General features: G+C 62.6%; 18 protein-coding genes. 10 read left to right on the top strand and 8 right to left on the bottom strand.

From position 1 onward, the window contains the following. Window positions 1–32: 32 nt before the first annotated feature. Window positions 33–926 (bottom strand): IclR family transcriptional regulator, encoded by an 894-nt coding sequence (locus JQ609_RS29690; RefSeq protein ID WP_212214214.1) that lies wholly within the window; start codon window positions 924–926, stop codon window positions 33–35. Between the two features lie 203 nt (window positions 927–1,129). Between JQ609_RS29690 and JQ609_RS29685 the strand changes: the two genes are divergently transcribed. From JQ609_RS29685 to JQ609_RS29675, 3 genes are read left to right on the top strand one after another with little or no spacing between them, the layout of a single operon-like run. Then, window positions 1,130–2,929, top strand: a complete 1,800-nt coding sequence (locus JQ609_RS29685) for a thiamine pyrophosphate-binding protein (RefSeq protein ID WP_212276313.1) — start codon at window positions 1,130–1,132, stop codon at window positions 2,927–2,929. A 19-nt stretch (window positions 2,930–2,948) separates the two neighbouring features. Next, entirely contained in the window at window positions 2,949–3,653 is a 705-nt protein-coding gene (locus JQ609_RS29680) for an SDR family oxidoreductase (RefSeq protein WP_212214209.1), read from the top strand. Window positions 3,654–3,679: 26 nt separating this feature from the next. Beyond that, window positions 3,680–4,063: a cupin domain-containing protein gene (locus JQ609_RS29675; RefSeq protein ID WP_212276312.1), complete on the top strand. Its 384-nt coding sequence runs from the start codon at window positions 3,680–3,682 to the stop codon at window positions 4,061–4,063. 13 nt (window positions 4,064–4,076) lie between these two features. On the opposite strand, the gene JQ609_RS29670 is transcribed toward JQ609_RS29675, so the two are convergent. The 4 genes from JQ609_RS29670 to JQ609_RS29655 all read right to left on the bottom strand — a co-directional run bounded on the left by JQ609_RS29670 (window position 4,077) and on the right by JQ609_RS29655 (window position 6,846). Beyond that, window positions 4,077–4,301 (bottom strand): hypothetical protein, encoded by a 225-nt coding sequence (locus tag JQ609_RS29670; protein ID WP_212276311.1) that lies wholly within the window; start codon window positions 4,299–4,301, stop codon window positions 4,077–4,079. A 180-nt stretch (window positions 4,302–4,481) separates the two neighbouring features. Continuing rightward, window positions 4,482–5,282, bottom strand: a complete 801-nt coding sequence (locus JQ609_RS29665; protein WP_212276310.1) for an SDR family NAD(P)-dependent oxidoreductase — start codon at window positions 5,280–5,282, stop codon at window positions 4,482–4,484. 1 nt (window position 5,283) lies between these two features. After that, window positions 5,284–5,838: a carboxymuconolactone decarboxylase family protein gene (locus tag JQ609_RS29660; protein WP_212214197.1), complete on the bottom strand. Its 555-nt coding sequence runs from the start codon at window positions 5,836–5,838 to the stop codon at window positions 5,284–5,286. Window positions 5,839–5,901: 63 nt separating this feature from the next. Beyond that, window positions 5,902–6,846 carry a hypothetical protein gene (locus JQ609_RS29655; RefSeq protein ID WP_212276309.1) on the bottom strand — a complete coding sequence of 315 codons (945 nt, stop codon included), beginning with the start codon at window positions 6,844–6,846 and terminating at the stop codon, window positions 5,902–5,904. A 213-nt stretch (window positions 6,847–7,059) separates the two neighbouring features. On the opposite strand from JQ609_RS29655, the gene JQ609_RS29650 reads away from it, so the two are divergent. Continuing rightward, window positions 7,060–10,533, top strand: a complete 3,474-nt coding sequence (locus JQ609_RS29650; RefSeq protein ID WP_212276308.1) for an indolepyruvate ferredoxin oxidoreductase family protein — start codon at window positions 7,060–7,062, stop codon at window positions 10,531–10,533. Between the two features lie 141 nt (window positions 10,534–10,674). Beyond that, window positions 10,675–11,088, top strand: coding sequence for a hypothetical protein (locus JQ609_RS29645; RefSeq protein ID WP_212276307.1), 414 nt, complete (start codon window positions 10,675–10,677; stop codon window positions 11,086–11,088). 10 nt (window positions 11,089–11,098) lie between these two features. On the opposite strand, the gene JQ609_RS35680 is transcribed toward JQ609_RS29645, so the two are convergent. Further along, a complete protein-coding gene (locus JQ609_RS35680) occupies window positions 11,099–11,227 on the bottom strand; it encodes a hypothetical protein (RefSeq protein WP_283813476.1) in 129 nt (42 codons plus the stop codon). A 137-nt stretch (window positions 11,228–11,364) separates the two neighbouring features. Here JQ609_RS35680 and JQ609_RS29640 point away from each other — a divergent pair, with 137 nt between their 5' ends. Together JQ609_RS29640 and JQ609_RS29635 are read left to right on the top strand one after the other, a co-directional pair. Further along, the gene (locus tag JQ609_RS29640) at window positions 11,365–12,183 is read left to right on the top strand and encodes an aldo/keto reductase (RefSeq protein WP_212214185.1); all 819 of its coding nucleotides are present in this window, start codon (window positions 11,365–11,367) and stop codon (window positions 12,181–12,183) included. A 101-nt stretch (window positions 12,184–12,284) separates the two neighbouring features. Next, complete coding sequence (locus JQ609_RS29635) at window positions 12,285–13,457, top strand: acetyl-CoA C-acyltransferase (RefSeq protein WP_212214181.1); 1,173 nt, start codon at window positions 12,285–12,287, stop codon at window positions 13,455–13,457. Between the two features lie 96 nt (window positions 13,458–13,553). On the opposite strand, the gene JQ609_RS29630 is transcribed toward JQ609_RS29635, so the two are convergent. Next, window positions 13,554–13,784 carry a hypothetical protein gene (locus JQ609_RS29630; RefSeq protein ID WP_212276306.1) on the bottom strand — a complete coding sequence of 77 codons (231 nt, stop codon included), beginning with the start codon at window positions 13,782–13,784 and terminating at the stop codon, window positions 13,554–13,556. 334 nt (window positions 13,785–14,118) lie between these two features. On the opposite strand from JQ609_RS29630, the gene JQ609_RS29625 reads away from it, so the two are divergent. Then, entirely contained in the window at window positions 14,119–15,399 is a 1,281-nt protein-coding gene (locus JQ609_RS29625) for an amidohydrolase family protein (RefSeq protein ID WP_212276305.1), read from the top strand. 4 nt (window positions 15,400–15,403) lie between these two features. Here the strand turns inward: JQ609_RS29625 and JQ609_RS29620 are convergent, their stop codons facing one another. After that, window positions 15,404–16,648, bottom strand: a complete 1,245-nt coding sequence (locus JQ609_RS29620; protein WP_212276304.1) for a PLP-dependent aminotransferase family protein — start codon at window positions 16,646–16,648, stop codon at window positions 15,404–15,406. A gap of 347 nt (window positions 16,649–16,995) precedes the next feature. On the opposite strand from JQ609_RS29620, the gene JQ609_RS29615 reads away from it, so the two are divergent. Next, on the top strand, window positions 16,996–18,717 hold the full coding sequence (locus tag JQ609_RS29615; RefSeq protein ID WP_212214169.1) for a cation:proton antiporter: 1,722 nt from the start codon (window positions 16,996–16,998) through the stop codon (window positions 18,715–18,717). Window positions 18,718–18,935: 218 nt separating this feature from the next. Further along, entirely contained in the window at window positions 18,936–19,679 is a 744-nt protein-coding gene (locus JQ609_RS29610; protein ID WP_212276303.1) for a hypothetical protein, read from the top strand. Window positions 19,680–19,780 lie beyond the last annotated feature (101 nt).

Raw genomic sequence — 19,780 nt, 5'->3', positions numbered from 1 at the left:
CAGATTCGCTTCAGGCGATTTTGGGAGAGGCGTTAGGAGGACTTCGCGGTGTCGCGGGCGCCGAACTCGGCGGACAACCGGGCGGCGGCGGTTTGCACCAGTTTGGCGCGGCTTTTCAGCACCTGGTCGGACATCCGCCAGATCGGGCCGGAAATGCCGAGCGCCCCGATCACGTCGCCGGTAAAATTATAGACCGGCACCGCGATGCAGCGCACTTCCGCGTTGTACTCGCCGTCGTCGATCGCGATTGCGCTGCGCCGGATTTCCGCAATTTCGCGCAGCAGCACGGCAGGATCGGTGATCGACTTGCCGGTCGAAGGCTTCAATTCGACACGTTCGAGGAACCGCTTCAACTGGTCAGGGCGCAGCGAGGCCAGAATGATCTTGCCGAGCGCGGTGCAGTGCGCCGGCCGCACCACGCCGACCCGGTCGGTGAGCTGGAACGCGCCGGAGCCGCTGGTACGGGCAATAACCACGACGGAATCGCCCATGCGGACCGCAAAATGCCCGCTCTCGCCGGTTTCCCGCGAGAGATCTTCCAGCACGGGTGTCGCGAGATTGACCATCTCGATTTCATCGAGCGCGCTGGCGGCGAGCGCGAACAACGGCCGGCCAACGCGATAGCGCTTGGAATCCCGCTCCTGCCGCATGTAGCCCAGCGTCACCAGGGTCTTGGCAAGATGGAACGTGGTGGAATTATGCAGGCCGACAAGCTTGCTCAGTTCAGCGAGGCTGATGCCCTCGCGGTGGCGCGCGACTTCCTCCAGGATCGAAAACGCACGCCCGAGCGATTGCACGCCGCCGCGCTGACGCTCCTCGGCGTCGTCGTCGATGTTGGGCGCGTTCGATTGCACCAGCCGGGCGACCGCCGTCTTGCGTGGCGTGGCGGGCTTCTCGCTCGTCTTCGGCTTGGTTCGCGATTTCACGGATGGGTCTCCAGGAGGGCATGGCCGAATTCTATCAGGCTGCCCTCGTCAATGAATAGCACGATGCTCCGCTGCGGGCCTCTCCATCTATATACCACAATAGCAATTGACGTACAGTATTATGAGAAATAGGGTTCGTCCCTGTCGGACGCGCAGACCAAGACGCGGCGTCCAGGTTTGTTGAGCAGGGAGAGAGTGATCCGATGGCGCGCAATATGCTCAACGGGGCCCAGGTCATCGTCGACTATTTGATCCAGGAGAAGGTGCCGCAGGTGTTCGGCCTGTGCGGCCACGGAAATATCCAGTTCATCGATGCGCTGTACGAGCGTTCCGACGACATCAAGACCATCTCGGTCCACCATGAGAGCGTCGCCGGGTTCATGGCCGACGTTTATTACCGGGTGTCAGGACGGCCGACCGCGACCTTCACCTCCTGTGGGCCGGGCTCGGCCAATCTGCCGATCTCGCTCGGCAATGCGTTCCTGGATTCGGTGCCGTTCATGGCGGTGACCGGCAATGTGCCGACCAGCCAGTTCAACCGCGGCGCGTTTCAGGAATTGTATCGGCACTATCAGGCCGACTTTCCCTCCACGGTGCGCTCCTACTGCAAGAAGGTGTTCCAGCCGACGCGGGGTGAGATGGTGCCGCTCGCGGTTCGGCAAGCCTGGAAGACGATGATGTCGGGACGTCCGGGGCCTGTCGTGCTGGATGTTCCCTTCGACGTGTTCATGGAGTCGGCCGCCGAAGAGGCGCCGAACGCGCAGGCCTGGAACGCCAACATCTCCAGCCGCTGCGGCGCCGATCCCGAGGGCGTGGTGAAGGCGGTCGATATGCTGCTCGGTGCCGAGCGGCCGGTGATGATCGTCGGGCAGGGCGTCCGCTATGGCGGCGCGGCCGAGGAATTGCTCAAGCTCGCCGAGCGTCTTCAGATTCCGGTGGCGGCATCGGCCAGCGGCCTTGGCGCGATCGATTGCAACCATCCGCTGGCGCTGGGCCTCGTCGCACGTGCCGGTCATTACCAGGCCAACCACGCGACGCGCCAGGCCGACGTGCTGCTGGCGATGGGGATGCGGTTCGACGATCGCACCTCGAGTTCGTGGATCCCCGGTTACTCCTTCACCATTCCGCCGACGCGGCTGATCCATGTCGACATCGACCCCGAGGAGATCGGCCGCAACTATCCGGTCGCGCTCGGGCTGATGGCCGACGTGCGGACGTTCCTGCGGCAGGTTCATGCCGAACTCGACCGCCGCGCCGATCTGACCAAAAAGGCCGACAGCCGCAAAAAATGGCTGGCGCAGATCGATACCTATCGACAGGAATGGGACAAGTTCGTCGCACCCGGATTTTCCGACGACACCATGCCGATCAACCCGCAGCGTGCGGCGCTCGAGATCGACAAGGCGCTGCCGGAGAATGCGATTCTGGTCAGCGACATCGGCGTGCACCACAATTGGCTGCTGAGTTTTTGCAAGCCGAAGCGGCCGGACTCGCTGATCGGCTCGATGGGTTTTGGCCCGATGGGCTTTGGTGTCGCCGGCGTGATGGGGGCGAAATTCGCAGCCCCCGACCGGCCCTGCGTATCCGTGTGCGGCGATGGCGCCTTCTTCATGCACGCCAACGTGCTGGGAACGGCGGTCGAATATAATCTGCCCGTGGTCTGGGTGGTCTGGAACAATTACGCCTATGCCTCGATCCGCGGGCTGCAGCGTGGCTATCTCGGCGGCCGCGAACTGGCGACCGACTTCCACGATCCTGTGACCGGCCAGCGCTACAATCCGGATTTTGCCGCGATGGCGCGCTCCTGCGGCGTCGAGGGCGTGCGGGTCGATCGCGCCGGCGATATCGGTGAAGCCATCCGCAAGGGCATCGCCGCCAACAAGCCCTATCTGATCGACGTCGATATCGCCGCCGATATCAACCCCACGGGCGCCGGCGTCTGGGAATTGCCCGGCCTTGGCCAAAGCAAGGCGGGCATCGGCACCCGCTATCAGCCCGTCTGACTTGAACTGAGGAGAGCGCATGTTGCTTGCAGGCAAGAAAGTCGTCGTCGTCGGTGGTTCCTCCGGCATCGGTCTTTCGACCGCGGAAATGGCCAAGCGCGAGGGCGCCGACGTGATTGTTTCGTCCCGGAATGTCGAGCGCCTCGACAAGGTGGCGGAAAAGCTCAACGCGATCGCGATCCCGGCCGATGTCACCAGCGACGAAAGCATCGCTAAGCTGTTTCGCGCCTGCGGTCCGGTCGATCATGTCGTGGTCACGGCAGCCCAGCTTCGCACCGGTCCGTTCAAAACGGTCGCGATGGACGACGTGCGGTCCACGATGGAAAGCAAGTTCTGGGGCGCATGGCGGGTGGCGCGATCGGCAGAGATTCGCCCCGGCGGATCGCTGACATTGGTCTCAGGTTTCCTCAGCGTTCGCCCACGGCCGAATTCGGCCATCGTCAGTGCGGCCAATGGCGCGCTCGAATCGTTGGCAAAAGCGCTGGCGCTCGAACTGGCACCGGTGCGCGTCAACGCCGTCTCGCCCGGCGTGATCGATACGCCGATCCGCGCCGCGATGCCGGAGGAGGCGCGCCGTGATATGCTCGCCAAGACCGCCGCGGCGTTGCCGGTCGGCCGGGTCGGGATCGGCGACGATATCGCGCGGCAAATCCTGTCGTTCATGGCGAACGGCTTTGCGACGGGATCGATCGTCTATATCGACGGCGGCGCGCTGGTGATCTGATCGTCGCGGTAACTGAGGAGCACCATATGGCATCAGAGGATCACGGCGCTTTCATCCGCAATATCGCCGAAGTGCCCTGGCGCGAGTTCCCCAATCATTTTGGCGGCGCACTGTCGAAACCGCTTGTCATGCCGGAGACGGCGGGCTCGCGTCATATCGACTACCGGATTTCGATGTATCAGCCGATGGCCCATGTCGCGCGGCACAAGCACAGGATTCAGGAACAGATCTATCACGTGCTCGAGGGCGAGGGGTTGATGGAAATCGCCGGCAAGAACCACATCGTGCGCAAGCACGATTTTATTTTCCTGCCGCCCGGAGTGGACCACGCCATCTCGAATTCCGGCCTGGTCGATCTGGTGTTCCTCGTCATCACATCACCGGTGACGGATGACGAGAAGCCGGTGTGACACGACGGCGACATTACGCCGCAAGATCAAGCAGCAGACACGATGAGCCTCTAATCAGCACCTTGCGTCCGTTTGACGTGAGGACCGGCACATCGCCGTTGATCGCAACGAGTCCAAGCGCAATCAGGCCTTGAATGGTGAATCGATTCATCCGCTGTGGCCGGGATGTGGAGTTGCGCAAGTTCTTCAACACTTCCCACTGGTCGGGCGTCAGATCGTAGTCGACTTCGTCGTTCATGGCGTCCAAAGACTCCTCGCATTCTCAAGGCGCGTGATAGCCGCCGCTCATGAAATTCATGCGACCACAACGAGTCAGGATTTGGACGTGCAATGATGCGCCGTCACATCATCGTGTCATTGGAAACCTTCAACTGTTCCGAATCGTGACGTGCTGCACTGCGTCAATGCGCCATAATCCTTAACCGCGCCGCACGCTGGCGCCGCCGTCGACCGGTAACGTCACGCCGGTGATGAAACTTGCTTCGTCGGAGGCAAGGAACAGCGCGGCATTGGCGACGTCCCAGCCGGTGCCCATCTTCTGGCGCAGCGGAACCTTGCTGTCGCGCTCGGCTTCGACCTCGGCGCGGGTCTTCTTGAATTCGCGCGCGCGGGTATCCACCGCCATCGGCGTGTTCATCAGCCCGGGCAAGATCACGTTGGCGCGAATGCCGTATTGCGCGTTCTGGTAGGCGAGCTGTTCGGTAAAGGCGATCATCGCCGACTTGGTCGCCTTGTAGGCCACATACGGATAAGTGGTGATCGCGGCCATCGAGGAGATGTTGATGATGCTTCCGCTCTGTTGCTGGCGCATGATCGGGATCACATGCTTGGCGGCGAGAATGCAGCTCTTCAGATTGATCGCGACGCAACGGTCGAACGCCTCCTCGGTGATATCGAGCAGTTCGGCGTCGCCGCCGGACAGGCTGACGCCGACATTGTTGTGCAGGATATCGACACGTCCCCACCGTCGATGCGCATCCGCCACCATCGCCTTGATGTCTGCATTCCTGGTGACGTCGGCCTTGAAGGCGATCGCCGTGCCCTGTTTGGCCGCGATCAAGTCGACGGTCTCTTGTGCCGATTCGAGATGGTGATCGACGCACAGCACCCTGGCGCCCTCGCGTGCGAAGGTGAGCGCGGTGGCGCGGCCGTTGCCGATACCCTCGCCGGGGCTCTGGCCGGCGCCGACGACGATGGCGACACGATCTTTCAGACGCATTTCATTCCACTCCCGGGATCGGGTACTGTTGCAGTACCTCTTTGTAATAGGGCTCGTTGTCCATCTTCATCGTGGCCAGCACGCGGACCACGGCGCAGTAGAACGCGATGGTGACCACGAGGTCGGTCATGTGCTCGTCGGAGAGGTCTTGCTTGATCTCGGCGAAGGTCGCATCCGACATCGCAAGCTCGCGCACCATCTCGCGGGCGCCGCGCAGGATCGCTTTGGCTGATGGTTCGAGGTTCGAGGGTTTTCCGTCGGTCTCGGCCATCATCGCCTTGATGTCGTCATCGGTGACGCCGAACTCCTTGCCGATCTTGACGTGATGGGTGAATTCGTATTCCGACTTCTCCATCCAGCCGACCTGCAGGATCGCAAGTTCGCGCAAGCGCGGGTCGAGCTTGCTCTTGTGTCGGATGTAACCGCCGAGGCCGGAGAAGGCGCGCGCCATGTCAGGCGAGTTGACCAGCAGCTTGTGCAAATTGGTGTTGCGCTTGAGCATGTCGCGATATTCAGGGGCGACCTGGTCGGCCTCGAGATAGGGCAGGCGGGCCATTTTATTGTTTTCCTTATTGGCAAGTTCGTCCGGCCGCGTCGGACGCGGCCGCGTTAGGTCGGCTCAGCCGTAGAGGGCTTTATGCTCGCTCGCGTAATTGGCGTAGGAATCCTTGATGCTCGCGAGATTGAGCAGCATGGTGGCGACGGACGTGTCGTCGGCGCCGAATACCGTGGTGCGCACCCACATGCTCTCGGTCCGGCGGCTGCCGCTCAGCGCAACGACCTCGCGTTCGGTGACGTAGTTCTCGCCGGCGAATAGTGGCCCGCGCAGCAGGCGGATTTCCTGATCCGCGAACAGTCCGACCGCGGGGCCTCGTACCGGCAACTGATCCTCGCGCGCGCGGTATTGAAACAGCACGCTCAGCATCTCCATGGGGATGATCGCCCGGCCCCAGGGATTGAGCTCCTGCGAATAATACGCCGAAGGCTCGGTGATCACCTTCAGCTTCTCGGCCAGTGAAAACGGATAGAGATCGCCCATGTTCTGGTCGAAATCCATTCTCACGGTTTGCCGGCCGGTCTTCATGCCGACCTTGAGGTCGGCGAGGATCACGGGGTCGGTGAGCGGCTTCAGTTCGCCGAGCCGCCGGTGCAGTGCGGTTTCCGTCCCGTCACCGCCGACCGACGCGGTGCCGCGCAAGATCTCGGTGCCGTCGCGTTTGGTCATGCCGATGGCGCAAACGGTCTGGCCTGGCTTCGGCTTCTCGATATTGGCCTGGACTTCCTCGCCCTCGAAGGCTGGGTTGCGATAATGCGCCGAGAGACAGCCGGTCTCGAACCAGGCCTGGCCCCAGATCCGTTCGCACAACGGCGCGAACTGGCTGAAATGGGTCGGGCCTTCGATGGTGCCACCCTGAAAGCCAAGCTTTTGCGCTGTCGCATCGTCGTGGATCGAGGCGTGCGAATCGTAGACCTGCGCCTGCAGCATCTGCTTTGGGCTCCGCCACGGCCCGACCAGCACATCGCCGCTCTCCAGTATTTCGGTCGTGAATGCCGCTTCTGTCATCTCTAAGCTTTCCTTGGCTCTCCCGTTTGCCGCCAGCGTTTCAAAGAAGAGGGGGTTCGGCAAGGGTGAGGGCGAAATCCACATCGCAGCCGAGATATGTCCTGCCGCCATGCATTCAGGCTGGGCACGCATAGCAAAACCGGTGCATTCTGACCCCCAATTAGACCGGTTCAAAATAGCCGGCAGAGCGATAGACGCGATGGGGAGCGAAAAATGGCGTTGATGGACGTTGGGCTGGACGACAAGTACCGGCTGGATGCGAAGCGCATCTTTCTTTCCGGTACGCAGGCGCTAGTCCGGCTGCCGATGTTGCAGCGCGAACGCGACCGCGCGCAGGGGCTCAACACCGCGGGTTTCATCTCGGGTTATCGCGGTTCACCGCTCGGCATGTACGATCACGCGCTGTGGCGTGCGAAATCCTTCCTGAGGGAACACAACATCGAGTTCGCGCCCGGCCTCAACGAGGATCTGGCGGCAACGGCGGTGTGGGGCAGCCAGCAGGTCGGAATGTTCCCGGGCGCCAAGGTCGATGGCGTGTTCGGCATCTGGTACGGCAAGGGTCCCGGCGTCGATCGCTCGATGGACGCGCTCAAGCATGCCAACTCGGCCGGCACTTCGCCCAATGGTGGCGTGATCGCGCTGGCCGGTGACGATCACGGCTGCCAGTCCTCGACGCTGGCACATCAGAGCGAACAGGTTTTCGCGGCAGCATTGATGCCGGTGGTCAACCCTGCGACGCTGCAGGACTATCTCGACCTCGGCATTTTGGGATTTGCGCTGTCGCGTTATTCCAGTTGCTGGGTTGGTTTCAAGGCAATCTCGGAAACGGTTGAGAGTTCGGCCTCGATCGTCAGCGATCCCGACCGCATCAAGATCATCACCCCCAGTGATTTCGAGATGCCTCCGGGTGGTTTGTCGATCCGCTGGCCGGATGCGCCGCTGGAGCAGGAGCGCAGGCTTCACGGCCCGAAGATGCAGGCGGTCGCCGCCTTCACGCGCGTCAATCGCTTCGACCGGATCGTGCTGGATTCGAAACCGGCGCGGCTTGGCATCATGGCGACCGGCAAGGCCTATCTCGACCTGCGCCAGGCGCTGGCCGATCTCGGTATCACCGACGCCGAAGCGCAGGCGCTGGGACTGCGCATCTACAAGGTCGCGCTGACCTGGCCGCTGGAGGAGCACGGCGCACGCGCGTTCGCCGAGGGCCTGCAGGACGTGCTTGTGGTCGAGGAGAAGCGCGGCTTCATCGAGGATCAACTGCTGCGCATCCTCTACAATGTCGATGCTATGAGGCGCCCCTCGGTGGTCGGCAAGCGCGACGAGACCGGCGCGATGCTGCTGCCAAGCGAAGGCGAACTCACGCCCACCATGGTCGCCGCCGCCGTCGTGGCGCGGCTCCGCCGGCTCGGCCATCGCAGCCCGGCGCTGGAACAGCGCCTGGCAAAACTCGAGGCGTTCGACCGGCCCGCGGAGGGCATTGGTGCTGCAAAGCTGCAGCGGACGCCGTATTTCTGCTCGGGCTGCCCGCACAACACCTCCACCAAAGTGCCTGAGGGCAGCCGCGCGATGGCCGGCATCGGCTGTCACGGCATGGCGCTATCGGTGCCGAACCGCCGGACAGCTACGATCTCGCATATGGGCGCGGAAGGCGTCACCTGGATCGGGCAGGCGCCGTTCACCAGCGAACAGCACGTGTTCCAGAATCTCGGCGACGGCACCTACACGCATTCGGGCTTGCTGGCGCTGCGCGCGGCTTCCGCCGCCGGCGTCAACATTACCTACAAGATCCTCTACAACGACGCTGTCGCGATGACCGGCGGCCAGCCGGCCGAGGGCGGCCTGACCGTGTCGCAGATCGCGCACCAGGTTTCCGCCGAAGGCGCCAAGCGGCTTGCGATCGTCTCCGATGATCCCGAGAAATACCCCAGCAATTATTTCCCCGCGGGCGCCACTGTTCATCACCGCCGCGAACTCGACGCCGTGCAGAAGGAACTGCGTGACGTCAAGGGCCTCTCGGTTCTGATCTACGACCAGACCTGCGCCGCCGAAAAGCGCCGCCGCCGCAAGCGCGGGCTCTATCCGGATCCGCCGAAGCGTGTCTTCATCAATGAGCGCGTCTGCGAAGGCTGCGGTGACTGCTCGGCGGCTTCCAACTGCGTCTCGGTGCAGCCGCTGGAAACGGAACTCGGCCGCAAGCGCCGGATCGACCAGTCGAACTGCAACAAGGATTTCTCCTGCATCGAGGGCTTTTGTCCGAGTTTTGTTACCGTGCATGGCGGCAAGTTGCGGAAGGCCGATCGTGCTGCGGCTGATCCGTCGGCGTTGTTCGCCGATCTGCCGCTGCCGACACTGCCTGCGCTGGACGGCGCGTTCAACATCCTCGTCACCGGCATCGGCGGCACCGGCGTCATCACCATCGGCGCGTTGCTCGGCATGGCCGCGCATGTCGACGGCCGGGCCTGCTCGACGCTCGATTTCACGGGATTGTCGCAGAAGAACGGCGCGGTCATGAGCCACGTCCGCATTGCGCCCTCGGCGGACGATCTCGCCAATGTCCGGATCGGACCCGGCAGCGCCAATCTCATTCTCGGCTGCGACATCGTCGTCGCCACCAGCATCCCGGCGCTGAGCCGCGCCGAGCGCGGCCTGACGCGCGCGATCGTCAACGCCGACCTGTTGCCGACCGCAAGTTTTGTCATTGATCCCGATATCGATTTCCAGGCCGGTGCGATGCGGGACGCGCTCAACGAGGCCGTCAGCGCAACCGATCTCGATATCCTCGACGCGACCGGTCTTGCCTCATCCCTGATGGGCGACAGCATCGCGACCAATTCCTTCATGCTCGGCTTTGCATTTCAGCGCGGCGCGATTCCGCTGTCGCTGGAGGCGATCATGAAGGCGATCGACCTCAATGGCGCGGCGATCGAGATGAACAAGCTGGCGTTCTCCTGGGGCCGGCTGGCCGCGCACGACCTGCAACGCGTGGTCAGCGCCGCGCGCTTCAAGGCGCAGGGCGCCGCACCGGTCAAGCGGACGCTGGACGAGACCATCGCTCACCGTGCCGGCTTCCTGACCGATTACCAGAACGAGGCCTATGCGAAGCGCTACCTCGCCGAGGTCGCGCGCGTGCGTGCCGCCGAAGCCAAGGCGTCGCCCGCGGCGCAGGACCTCACCGAAGCCTTTGCAAAGGGCCTGTTCAAGCTGATGGCCTACAAGGATGAGTATGAGGTGGCTCGACTTTATTCCGACGGTGAGTTTGCAAAAGCGTTGAAGGAGCAGTTCGACGGCGATCCGGGCGTCAAGGTCAATCTCGCGCCGCCCCTGTTGGCGAGCCGCGACAAGGTGACCGGGCATTTGCGCAAGCGCGAATTCGGTGGCTGGATCCTCAAGGCGTTCGATGTCCTGACGCGCTTCAAATTCCTGCGCGGCACCGCGTTCGATCCGTTCGGCTATACCTCCGAGCGCCGGATGGAGCGGGCATTGCCAGGCGAATATTCCGACATGATCCTCCGCCACCTCGACACGGCCAAACCACAGGACTGGCCGCGGCTGGTGGCGCTGGCGAAGACGCCTGACCTGGTGCGCGGCTACGGCCACATCAAGGAGGCCAATGTCGCGCGCTACCGCCAGGAATGCATGCGGCTGCAGGGCACGATCGGGCAGCCGGTTGCGCAAGCCGCGGAATAGGTTCCGGGGAACGGGCCGCGGATTTTTCGCGGCCGCCGTAGTTAGCAGGTAACCTTGCCGAAAATTTCGGCTGGAAAAGGCCTGCCGGCTTCCTACATGTTCCCGGTTATCGTTATTTTTAGTCATTTCAGGAGGCCCATAATGGTCCTGAAGAGCGCTTTAGCTGCAGCGGTTTACACGGGGTTTTTGGCATTGGCCGGCTCCGCGACGGCGGCCGAGTATCGTCCGGGTGAGTTGCTCAGCCTTGATCTTCCGAGCGCCGTATTTTCGCCCAAGCGAATCGGGCCGGAGGCGCGGTTCGGGCCGGTTCGGATCGAGGCAAGGTCGGAGGACACGGAGGCGGATCTGGATTCGACCATCTGGCCCAAGCTGCCGCCACGCAAGGCGCATGCCGCCAAATCTCAGGCCGAGAAGTCCGGCACTGAGGCGCCGCGCGCCGCAGCGCGTGCCAAGCTGGCGAAGCCGCGCCACAATCCGCTCGATGCGCAGGCGCGCGATACCCGGATTCAAACCTGGCCGTGCAGGTCCGGCGGCATCTGCAACTGGCAGCGATAGAAGCGGTCGATCAGGGCTTTCCGATCAGAAAGAAGACAGCCACGATCAGTACCGAGAGCGTCGTGATCACGCCGAGCACGGCGGCGGCGATCGCCGGCAATTGATGCGAATCCAGCCATCGTTGCAACGCGTTGCCCATCGCTCTTCCTGACCCGATCTTGATTTGCCCAGCGCCTTGCGGGCAGTCTATTTATAGCGGTCAATCCCACGCAATCCAATGCCGTCCATGCGGCTTTCGTCTTCCCCCGCGACACCTTACGCCTTTGGGAGCATTCAATGGAAAATCTGCAAACGCAGGGCATTGCCCTGCCGAGGCTTGGGCTTGGCACCTTTCGCCTGCAAGGCGATGCCTGCCGCGCTGCGGTTGAAAGCGCGATTGCGCAGGGTTACCGCCATATCGACACGGCTGAAATGTACGGCAATGAGGAGGCGATCGGTGCTGCAATCGCGGCTTCGCGCGTCGCGCGAACGGACCTGCATGTCACCACCAAGGTCTGGAACGAAAACCTGGCGCCGGACGCGATCCGCCGGGCGTTCGATGCTTCCCTGAAGAAACTGCGGCTCGATCAGGTCGATCTCTATCTGGTGCACTGGCCGTCGCGGAACATGAACCTGCCGGCGATGTTCGAGACCTTGATGAAGCTGAAGCAGGAGGGCCGCACCCGCGCCATCGGGGTCGCCAATTTCAACATCGCGCTCTTGAAAACCGTGGTCGAGGAGATCAAGGCTCCGATCGCCTGCAACCAGGTCGAATACCACGTGATGCTGGATCAGACAAAACTGCGCAAATATCTCAGCGCCAAATCGATTCCGCTGGTTGCCTATTGCCCGCTGGCGCAGGGCCGCGTGGCGTCGGACGAGACGCTGACCGCGATCGGTCGCAAGCATAATGCCAGCGCCGCACAGGTGGCCCTGAAATGGTTGCTCGATCAGGACGGCGTCGCCGCGATCCCGAAGGCCTCGCGCGCCGAAAGCCAAAAGGCCAATCTTGACGCGCTGCAACTGCGGCTTGATGACGACGATCGAAAGGCAATCGCGGCCTTGCCGAAGGACAAACGTTGTGTAAATCCCGCCTTCGGGCCGGCGTGGGATTGAAGGCGATTCCTCCTTTTCCGTCCGCCGGAATTCAAGGTTTTTCGCTACACACGGGCTGAGGTCCAGTCCATACTGGGTGGCATCAAAGGGAGATCTAGAAAATGCGTGAAGCTGTTATCGTTTCCTATGCACGTACGGGGCTGGCGAAGTCCGGCCGCGGCGGGTTCAATATCACCCCTCCGATGTCCATGGCGGCCCACGCCATCAAGCACGCGGTCGAGCGCGCCGGCGTCGACAAGGATTACGTCGAGGACTGCTATCTCGGCAATTGCGCGCACGGCGCGCCCAATATCGGCCGCCAGGCGGCGCTGCTGGCTGGCATGCCAAAGTCGACGGCCGGCGTTTCGGTCAACCGCTTCTGCTCCTCGGGGCTGCAGACCATCGCGATGGCCGCCAACTCGATCCGTTCGGACGGCGCCGACTGCATCGTGGCCGGTGGCGTTGAAAGCATCTCGATTCCCGGCGGCGGCTCGCCCAAGGAATCGATCGATCCGGATCTGCTCAAGGCCGCGCCCGACATCTTCATGGCGATGATCGATACCGCCGACATCGTCGCCGAGCGCTACAAGCTCAGCCGCGAATACCAGGACGAGTACTCGCTGGAATCGCAGCGCCGCATGGCCGCGGCGCAGCAGGCCAACAAGTTCAAGGACGAAATCGTCCCGATGAAGACCAGGATGAAGGTGGTCGACAAGGCGACCAAGGCGGAAAGCATCGTCGACTACACGGTCGATCGCGACGAGTGCAACCGTCCCGAGACCACCATGGAAGGCCTCGCCAAGCTCGAGCCGGTCAAGGGCCCGGGCAAATACGTCACTGCCGGCAATGCCAGCCAGCTTTCGGACGGTGCGGCGGCTGTCGTGCTGATGGAAGCCAAGGATGCCGAAAAGCGCGGCCTGCAGCCGCTCGGCCGTTTCGTTGCCTGGGCGGCGGCGGGCTGCGAGCCGGATGAGATGGGCATCGGCCCGATCTTCGCCGTGCCGAAGCTGTTGAAGCGCCATGGCCTCAAGATCGACGACATCGACATCTGGGAATTGAACGAAGCCTTCGCGAGCCAGTGTCTGTATTCCCGCGACAAGCTCGGCATCGACCCCGAGAAGTACAATGTCAACGGCGGTTCGATCGCGATCGGCCATCCCTTCGGCATGACCGGCGCGCGGCTCACCGGCCACATATTGCAGGAAGGCCGTCGCCGCAAGGCGAAGTGGGGCGTCGTCACCATGTGCATCGGTGGCGGCCAGGGCGGCGCAGGCCTGTTCGAAATCTACAGCTGATCGGCCGTTACAAGCCGCTTCGCTGAACAAGCTTGACGATCATACGAACAAAAAAATGGCTCCGCGAGGAGCCATTTTCCGTTGAGGCGCAAGTTCTCAGTAACGATAACGTTTCTTGATCACGACCGTGTTGCGATGATGACGGTGTCCGCGATGGTAGCCGCGGTCGTGATGACGGCGGTATTCGGCCCGCGCACCATGACCATGGTGATGATGGCCGTGGTAACCGCTGCCTCGCTTGATCACAACGGTCTGAGCGCTAGCAATCGACGGCGCCGCAACGATGATCGCGGCAACGGCCGCAAGCACATATCCAAACTTCCTCATAGTTCTCATCCTCTTTCAATTGAGCGGAGATGTAACATTGCGGTGACACGAACGTTCCCGAGGGAACTCGAAGAGAATTCTGAATGTCTATTAAGCAAGGATCTGCGGATGCAATGCGTGCGTTGGTTCCAGGCACGAGCACGTTTCTTTAGTCCAATGAATCACGCTCGACACATTGCGTTTGCACGTAGCCGTTCCGGACAATCGCGATCCCACGGACCGTCCAGCCGCATGGTTATTGATACCCGTGTGGGTTGATCGCATGCGCCGGCTTGCGGAAAGCCCGGTCCCGGCGCATCATCGCGCCATAAAAATCATATGGGGGAGCGATGCCATGAGCGGGTTTTCACGCCGTGATTTTCTGAGCCTGACCGGGTCAGCCACCGTTGCCGCGATGTCCGCACCGGCCAATGCCGCGATGGGACCGAACGACAAGTTCGACCTTGTGATCAAGGGTGGCGATGTGCTCGATCCCAGCCAGTCGCTGCGAGGAAAACGTGATATCGGCATTCGCTGGGGGATGATCGAGGCGGTTGAGGCCGATATTCCGGCGGCACGAGCCTCCAAGACCATCGACGCCACCGGCAAACTGGTGACGCCGGGATTGATCGACCTGCACTCCCACGTCTATCCCTATGGCTCGGGGATCGGCATTCCGGCCGACGAATTGGTGCAGGCCCAGGCAACGACGACAGTGGTGTCGGCAGGGGATGCCGGCGTCAACAATCTCGCCGCGCTCCGCCGTTACATCGTGGCGCAATCGCGCGCGCGGATTTACGCCTTCGTCCATATCGCCAATCACGGTCTGTCGGGCTTCCCGGTGGCCGAACTCTACAACATCGACCACGCGCAGCTCGACGCCTGCGCGATGGCGCTGGCCGAGAATCCGGACTTCCTGCTCGGCGTCAAAGTCCGGATGTCGGAGAATGTCATCGCCAGGCACGGTCTCGAACCACTGAAGCGAGCCATCAAGGCCTGCGAGATGTGCGGCTGGCCGGCCAAGATGATGGTGCATATCGGTGGCGTCGAGACCAGGGAGTTGATGTCGCAGATTCTCGATCTGCTGCGGCCGGGCGACGTGCTGACTCATGCCTATTCCGGCGCACCGAACATCGGCGGCGTCTTCACCAACATCGTGCAGGATGGCAAGCTGCTGCCGGCAGCGCTTGCCGCCAAGCAGCGCGGCGTGATGTTCGACGTCGGGCATGGCGGCGGCAGCTTCGATTTCACGGTGGCTGAGCCCGCGATCGCGGGCGGCTGCCCGCCCGACACGATCTCGTCCGATATCCACGTCTTTTCCGGCAACTCGCCCGGCATGCCGTATCTGCCGAACGTGATGAGCAAGTTCATCCCGCTCGGATTTACCGTGGAGCAGGTGGTGGCGATGGCAACCTCGGCGCCGGCCAAGATCATCAACCGCGCCCCGAAAATCGGCACGCTGCAGGTCGGCGCGCCCGGCGACGTCGCGATCATGGAGCTGGTGGAGGCGCAGGTCTCGTTCGTCGATACCCGCAACAACAAGCGTGAGGGCAAGCTGCTGCTGAAACCGGTGCAGACCGTGATCAACGGCGTGCCGTTCGGGAGGCCGTATCAGGCGCCGTTCGCGGTGCGGTAGAGTCTCATATGCGCGCCCGTTTCTCCACGTTGGCGCTGCGCTCGGGCACGCCGAATTCCTTGCGGCAGACTTCCGCGAGCACGGCGACGCCTTCGCGGATCTGCTCATGGGAGGGGCTGGCAAAGCACAGCCGCAACCGGCTGCCGGCATAGGACTTGTCGGTCGACCATTCCGGCCCCGGGTTGATGGCGACGCCGGCGGCCAATGCAGCCTGATACAGTTTCAGCGTATCGACATTGTCGGGGAGTTTGACCCACAGGAAGATGCCACCCTTGGGATCCTCGAACTCGGCTGATGTGCCGAACTGCTCGTTGAGCGCCTCCATCAGCGTGTCGAGCTTGGCGCGCAGGCCGCGTGTCAGCTTCGGCACGTGGGTTTCGAAATGCGGCGCGCAGAATTCCGCCAGCACCATCTGCTCCAGCGCGCCACTTCCGGCATCGGTCTTCAGCGCCAGCATCCGCGACATCATCTCCCAGGGCGCGACGATGAATCCGACCCGCAGCGCCGGCGCAATCGATTTGGAAAACGAGCCGATATGGATGACGCCGCCTTGCTTGCTCATCGCATATATCGCGGGCGGGCGCTGGCCGTTCCAGATCAGGTCGGCGTAGCAATCGTCCTCGAAGATCGGCACGCCGTACTCCTGCGACAGTTTTATCATTTCGGCGCGCCGCTCCTCCGGCAGGATCGAACCGGTCGGGTTCTGCACGGTCGGGATGGTGTAGATGTATTTCGGCATGATGCCGCGGCGCTTGTGGTCGGCCAGCGCGGCCGCCAGCGCATCCATCCGCATGCCCTCGTCGTCGAGGGGAATGCCGACTGTCTTGACGCCGAGCCGGGTCAGCCGGCTCAGCGAGCCCTGATAGGTCTCCTGTTCGATCAGCACGGTATCGCCGCGCGCCAGGAGCGTCGCGTTGACGAGGTCGAGCGCCTGCAGCGAACCGGAGACGATCATGACGTCGTCGGCGGTGCAGCCGATGCCGGCATCGCGCTTGAGTTTGCCGGCGAGGAATTCGCGCAGGGGGCGGTAGCCCTGCGGGCCGCTGGCGAGGCCGTAGGTCGCGAGCGTCTTGCCCTCGCGCTGGAGCACGGCAGTCATCGCCTCGATCAGGCCATCGACCGGCACCTGGTCGGGATCATTGTTGCCGCCGACGAAACTGTATTTGGCCAGACCCGTCCACCGCGCCGCCGGCGCCGGCAATCCGGCCGGCAGCAATGGTGCGAAATCGAAAATTGATGCGGTAGACATTGGACATTCACTCCCGTTTTGTTTTTCGTTGAGACGGCCGCTGGCGCGGCCCTCCGGTATTTGGTTAGTTCTTGCCGGTGATCTTAGTCGGTCGCCGCCGGGGGATGAAAGCGGAATGTCTGCTATCGATGCTGCCCGATATGCGGGGGTGCGTGCGGGGTTCGCCGTCAGGAACCTTCTAAAATTGCCGGATGCTGCCGGCCGCCTGCGCCTGAGCGTCCGGTGCGGAAAGGATCGACAGGCAGGCAAGAATCGCTAGAAAGAGACCTGTCAGGCGGATATGACACATTGCTCGTTTGACCATTGCGCCCCGGCCTCTAGGTTGCAATGAGGAAAAGTCAGGAAATATGCACGAGCTTATCGGCGATATCACTTTATGCATCCTGTTTGCCTGGGTGCTTGGCTTGCTGGCCCATTTTACCCGGCAGCCGCTGATCCTCGCCTACCTTATCGCCGGGTTTGTCATCGGTCCATTCGGCATGAAATGGGTCCATTCCAAGGACTCGATTCACGTCATTTCCGAACTCGGCCTGATCTTCATGCTGTTCATGATCGGGCTGGAAATCGACCTGAAAAAGATTGTGCGCGCCGGCAAGGTCATCTTGTTTGCCGCGGGCGGGCAATTGGTCGGCGGCTGCCTGCTCGGGATCCTGTTCTTCTGGGGTATCGGGCTGTCGATGGGGGCGGGCCGTTTCGACGCGCTGTATCTCTGCGTCGCCTGCGCGCTCTCCTCGACCGTCATCATCGTCAAGGTGCTGTACGAGAAGCGTGAACTCGATACGCTGCCCGGCCGCATCACGCTCGGCGTCCTGGTGCTGCAGGACATCTTCGCGATCCTGTTCCTGGCGGTGCAGCCGAGCCTCGACAATCTCCAGGTGAGCGTGATCCTGATCTCGATCGGCCGGGTCGGCGTGCTGGTCGCGACCGCGTTGGTGTTGAGCCGGTATTTGCTGCCAAGACTTTTTCACCAGATCGCGCGGCGGCCGGAGTTGATCCTGCTCGGCGCCCTGGCCTGGTGCTTCCTGATCGGCGAGATCGCCGAACGCTTGCATCTGTCACGCGAGATGGGCTCGCTGGTCGCCGGCGTCTCGCTCTCGACATTCCCCTATGCGCTGGACGTCACCGCCAAGGTGACGACGCTGCGGGACTTCTTCATCACGCTGTTCTTCGTCGCCTTGGGCATGACCATTCCCATTCCCGGCGCGTCGGTGATTTGGCTGGCGCTGCTGATTGCCGCCTTCACCGTCGTGAGCCGCATCGTGACGACGTTTGTGCCGCTCTACCTGATGAAACAGGGTCTGCGCGCCAGCCTGTTGCCGGCGATCAATCTGGCGCAGATCTCGGAGTTTTCGCTGGTCGTGATCCAGACCGGTGTGGTCGCGAACCATATCGGCACTGAGACTTCGAGCGCGGCTTCATTCGCCTTCGTCATTTTGGCCGTGATCAGCACCTTCGTGATGGGCAAGAGCGATGAGATCACGCGAGCTCTGATCAATCCGATGAAGAAGATCGGCCTGCGCGATCTCGATCACGGCCAGGGCGAGGCCGTACATGAGGGCGGCCACGAAGCCCGCCGCATTGTCATTCTCGGCTTCTTCCGCGCTGCGAGCGCGCTGCTGGCCGAAATCGAGCGGCAGAATCCGCTCGTGCTCGAACAGATCACCGTGATCGATTTCAATCCCAACGTGTTCCGGACGCTGGCCGATCGCGGCCTGCACGTGATCTATGGCGATATCAGCAATGTCGATACGCTGCTGCATGCCGGTATCGGCAAGTCGGAGCTGATCATCCTGAGCGTGCCGGACTCGCTGCTGAAGGGCGCCAACAACGAAAAGCTGGTGCGGCACGTCCGCACTCTCAACCCATCAGCCAAAATCGTGGCGACCGCGGATATGCTTCGCGACGTCAATGATCTCTACGCAGCCGGCGCCGATTACGTGACCGTAACGAGGGTCAGCGACGCCCACGAACTCTATACCGTGATCGAGGCAGCGCAGGCGGGATTGCTGGGCGAGAAGCGCGCCGAAATGGACACGCTGCTCGCCGAGCGCAAGGAAGTGCTGCCGTAAGGCCTTCTGCTCGCAGATGGGAGCGGGATGTGGACGTGTGACGTCCCGCACGCATCCGCTTGAACCGGATTTAATGCAGCCGACACTGAGTACCGTATGGCGCGCCATTTCCTGGCGGCAAAGAAATTTCATTCGGTATGCGGTTATCATTATCGTCATCAAACAGCGCTCGTGCATCGGGCCTGGCGTCCCCGTCGTCCACGCTGTTCGGTTGCCTGATGGCGGGAACGGCCGCGATCCTGTTCCAGCTGACGCTCGGCACGCTGGTCGTTGCGTACACGCCGGTCGTGCCGTGGATCATCGGCGTGTTCCTGCTCGGTCTGCCGCTGGCCTTCGGCGTCACGCGATCTCGGCCCGGCCTGTTCATGCCTGCGGTCGCGATCATGACGTTGACGGGCGTGTCGCCGGTCTTTGTCGTGGATGCCCCCTTGTGGGGCCGCATCGTCAATCTGCGTCTGGTCGACGATATTCCTGAAGGTGTCGGCGTTGCCGGCTACACCGCGCCGCGCTGGCGCGTTGCAGGCGAGTTCGCAAGCGAGGCGCGCTTGAGCGGCGGTCGTGGCAGCAAGAGTTATGGCACCCGCCGTCTTGCGCCGCTGGTCGGCGAGGGCTGGAGACCGGAGCTTCTCGTCGAGGTCTGGGTCGCGGGCGAAATCAGGGATTCCGGACGCATTCTCGCCTCGCATCCGCAATTCTGGAACGAATCCGGCGGCGAATATGTCCGGTTCGTCGGCGTGGCCGTATCCGGTGCGCAGATCATCGCGCACGATGCGGCCATAAAATTCGGCCTCAAGACCCTGGATGAGCCGCTGATCGTGACCCGTGCCCCTTCGGTTGCAGGCGCCCTCGCAGCGCAATACCGGGCCATTGCGCGGATCGCCGCCGTGCCCTTGCTGGGGTGGGCCTTCTGCATCATCCTTGCTGCAGGCTTCGCCAAATGGCGCGAGCAGCGCGGGCGGTGAGTTCTCGCGCTACAGGCTGCTTTCCTGCGCTGGTGCGCCAGCGCTGAGGTCGTGCCGAGCCCGATCGTGTAGCCGTCCGGCTGGGCGTGGATGACGGCCCC

The organism is Bradyrhizobium sp. AUGA SZCCT0169 (genome assembly GCF_018130085.1).
GTDB lineage: Bacteria > Pseudomonadota > Alphaproteobacteria > Rhizobiales > Xanthobacteraceae > Bradyrhizobium.
The sequence above is the reverse complement of the archived record's forward strand: the minus strand, read 5'-3'. Positions and strand labels throughout refer to the sequence as shown.

Excerpts from the sequence above, each read along its gene's own strand:
- JQ609_RS29625 (WP_212276305.1), top strand. The coding sequence starts at position 14,119 with ATGAGCGGGTTTTCACGCCGTGATTTTCTGAGCCTGACCGGGTCAGCC.
- JQ609_RS29630 (WP_212276306.1), bottom strand. The coding sequence starts at position 13,784 with ATGAGGAAGTTTGGATATGTGCTTGCGGCCGTTGCCGCGATCATCGTT.
- JQ609_RS29670 (WP_212276311.1), bottom strand. The coding sequence starts at position 4,301 with ATGAACGACGAAGTCGACTACGATCTGACGCCCGACCAGTGGGAAGTG.
- JQ609_RS29685 (WP_212276313.1), top strand. The coding sequence starts at position 1,130 with ATGGCGCGCAATATGCTCAACGGGGCCCAGGTCATCGTCGACTATTTG.
- JQ609_RS29635 (WP_212214181.1), top strand. The coding sequence starts at position 12,285 with ATGCGTGAAGCTGTTATCGTTTCCTATGCACGTACGGGGCTGGCGAAG.
- JQ609_RS29615 (WP_212214169.1), top strand. The coding sequence starts at position 16,996 with ATGCACGAGCTTATCGGCGATATCACTTTATGCATCCTGTTTGCCTGG.
- JQ609_RS29660 (WP_212214197.1), bottom strand. The coding sequence starts at position 5,838 with ATGGCCCGCCTGCCCTATCTCGAGGCCGACCAGGTCGCCCCTGAATAT.
- JQ609_RS29680 (WP_212214209.1), top strand. The coding sequence starts at position 2,949 with ATGTTGCTTGCAGGCAAGAAAGTCGTCGTCGTCGGTGGTTCCTCCGGC.
- JQ609_RS29650 (WP_212276308.1), top strand. The coding sequence starts at position 7,060 with ATGGCGTTGATGGACGTTGGGCTGGACGACAAGTACCGGCTGGATGCG.
- JQ609_RS35680 (WP_283813476.1), bottom strand. The coding sequence starts at position 11,227 with ATGGGCAACGCGTTGCAACGATGGCTGGATTCGCATCAATTGCCGGCG.
- JQ609_RS29655 (WP_212276309.1), bottom strand. The coding sequence starts at position 6,846 with ATGACAGAAGCGGCATTCACGACCGAAATACTGGAGAGCGGCGATGTG.
- JQ609_RS29645 (WP_212276307.1), top strand. The coding sequence starts at position 10,675 with ATGGTCCTGAAGAGCGCTTTAGCTGCAGCGGTTTACACGGGGTTTTTG.
- JQ609_RS29610 (WP_212276303.1), top strand. The coding sequence starts at position 18,936 with ATGGCGGGAACGGCCGCGATCCTGTTCCAGCTGACGCTCGGCACGCTG.
- JQ609_RS29620 (WP_212276304.1), bottom strand. The coding sequence starts at position 16,648 with ATGTCTACCGCATCAATTTTCGATTTCGCACCATTGCTGCCGGCCGGA.
- JQ609_RS29640 (WP_212214185.1), top strand. The coding sequence starts at position 11,365 with ATGGAAAATCTGCAAACGCAGGGCATTGCCCTGCCGAGGCTTGGGCTT.
- JQ609_RS29665 (WP_212276310.1), bottom strand. The coding sequence starts at position 5,282 with ATGCGTCTGAAAGATCGTGTCGCCATCGTCGTCGGCGCCGGCCAGAGC.
- JQ609_RS29675 (WP_212276312.1), top strand. The coding sequence starts at position 3,680 with ATGGCATCAGAGGATCACGGCGCTTTCATCCGCAATATCGCCGAAGTG.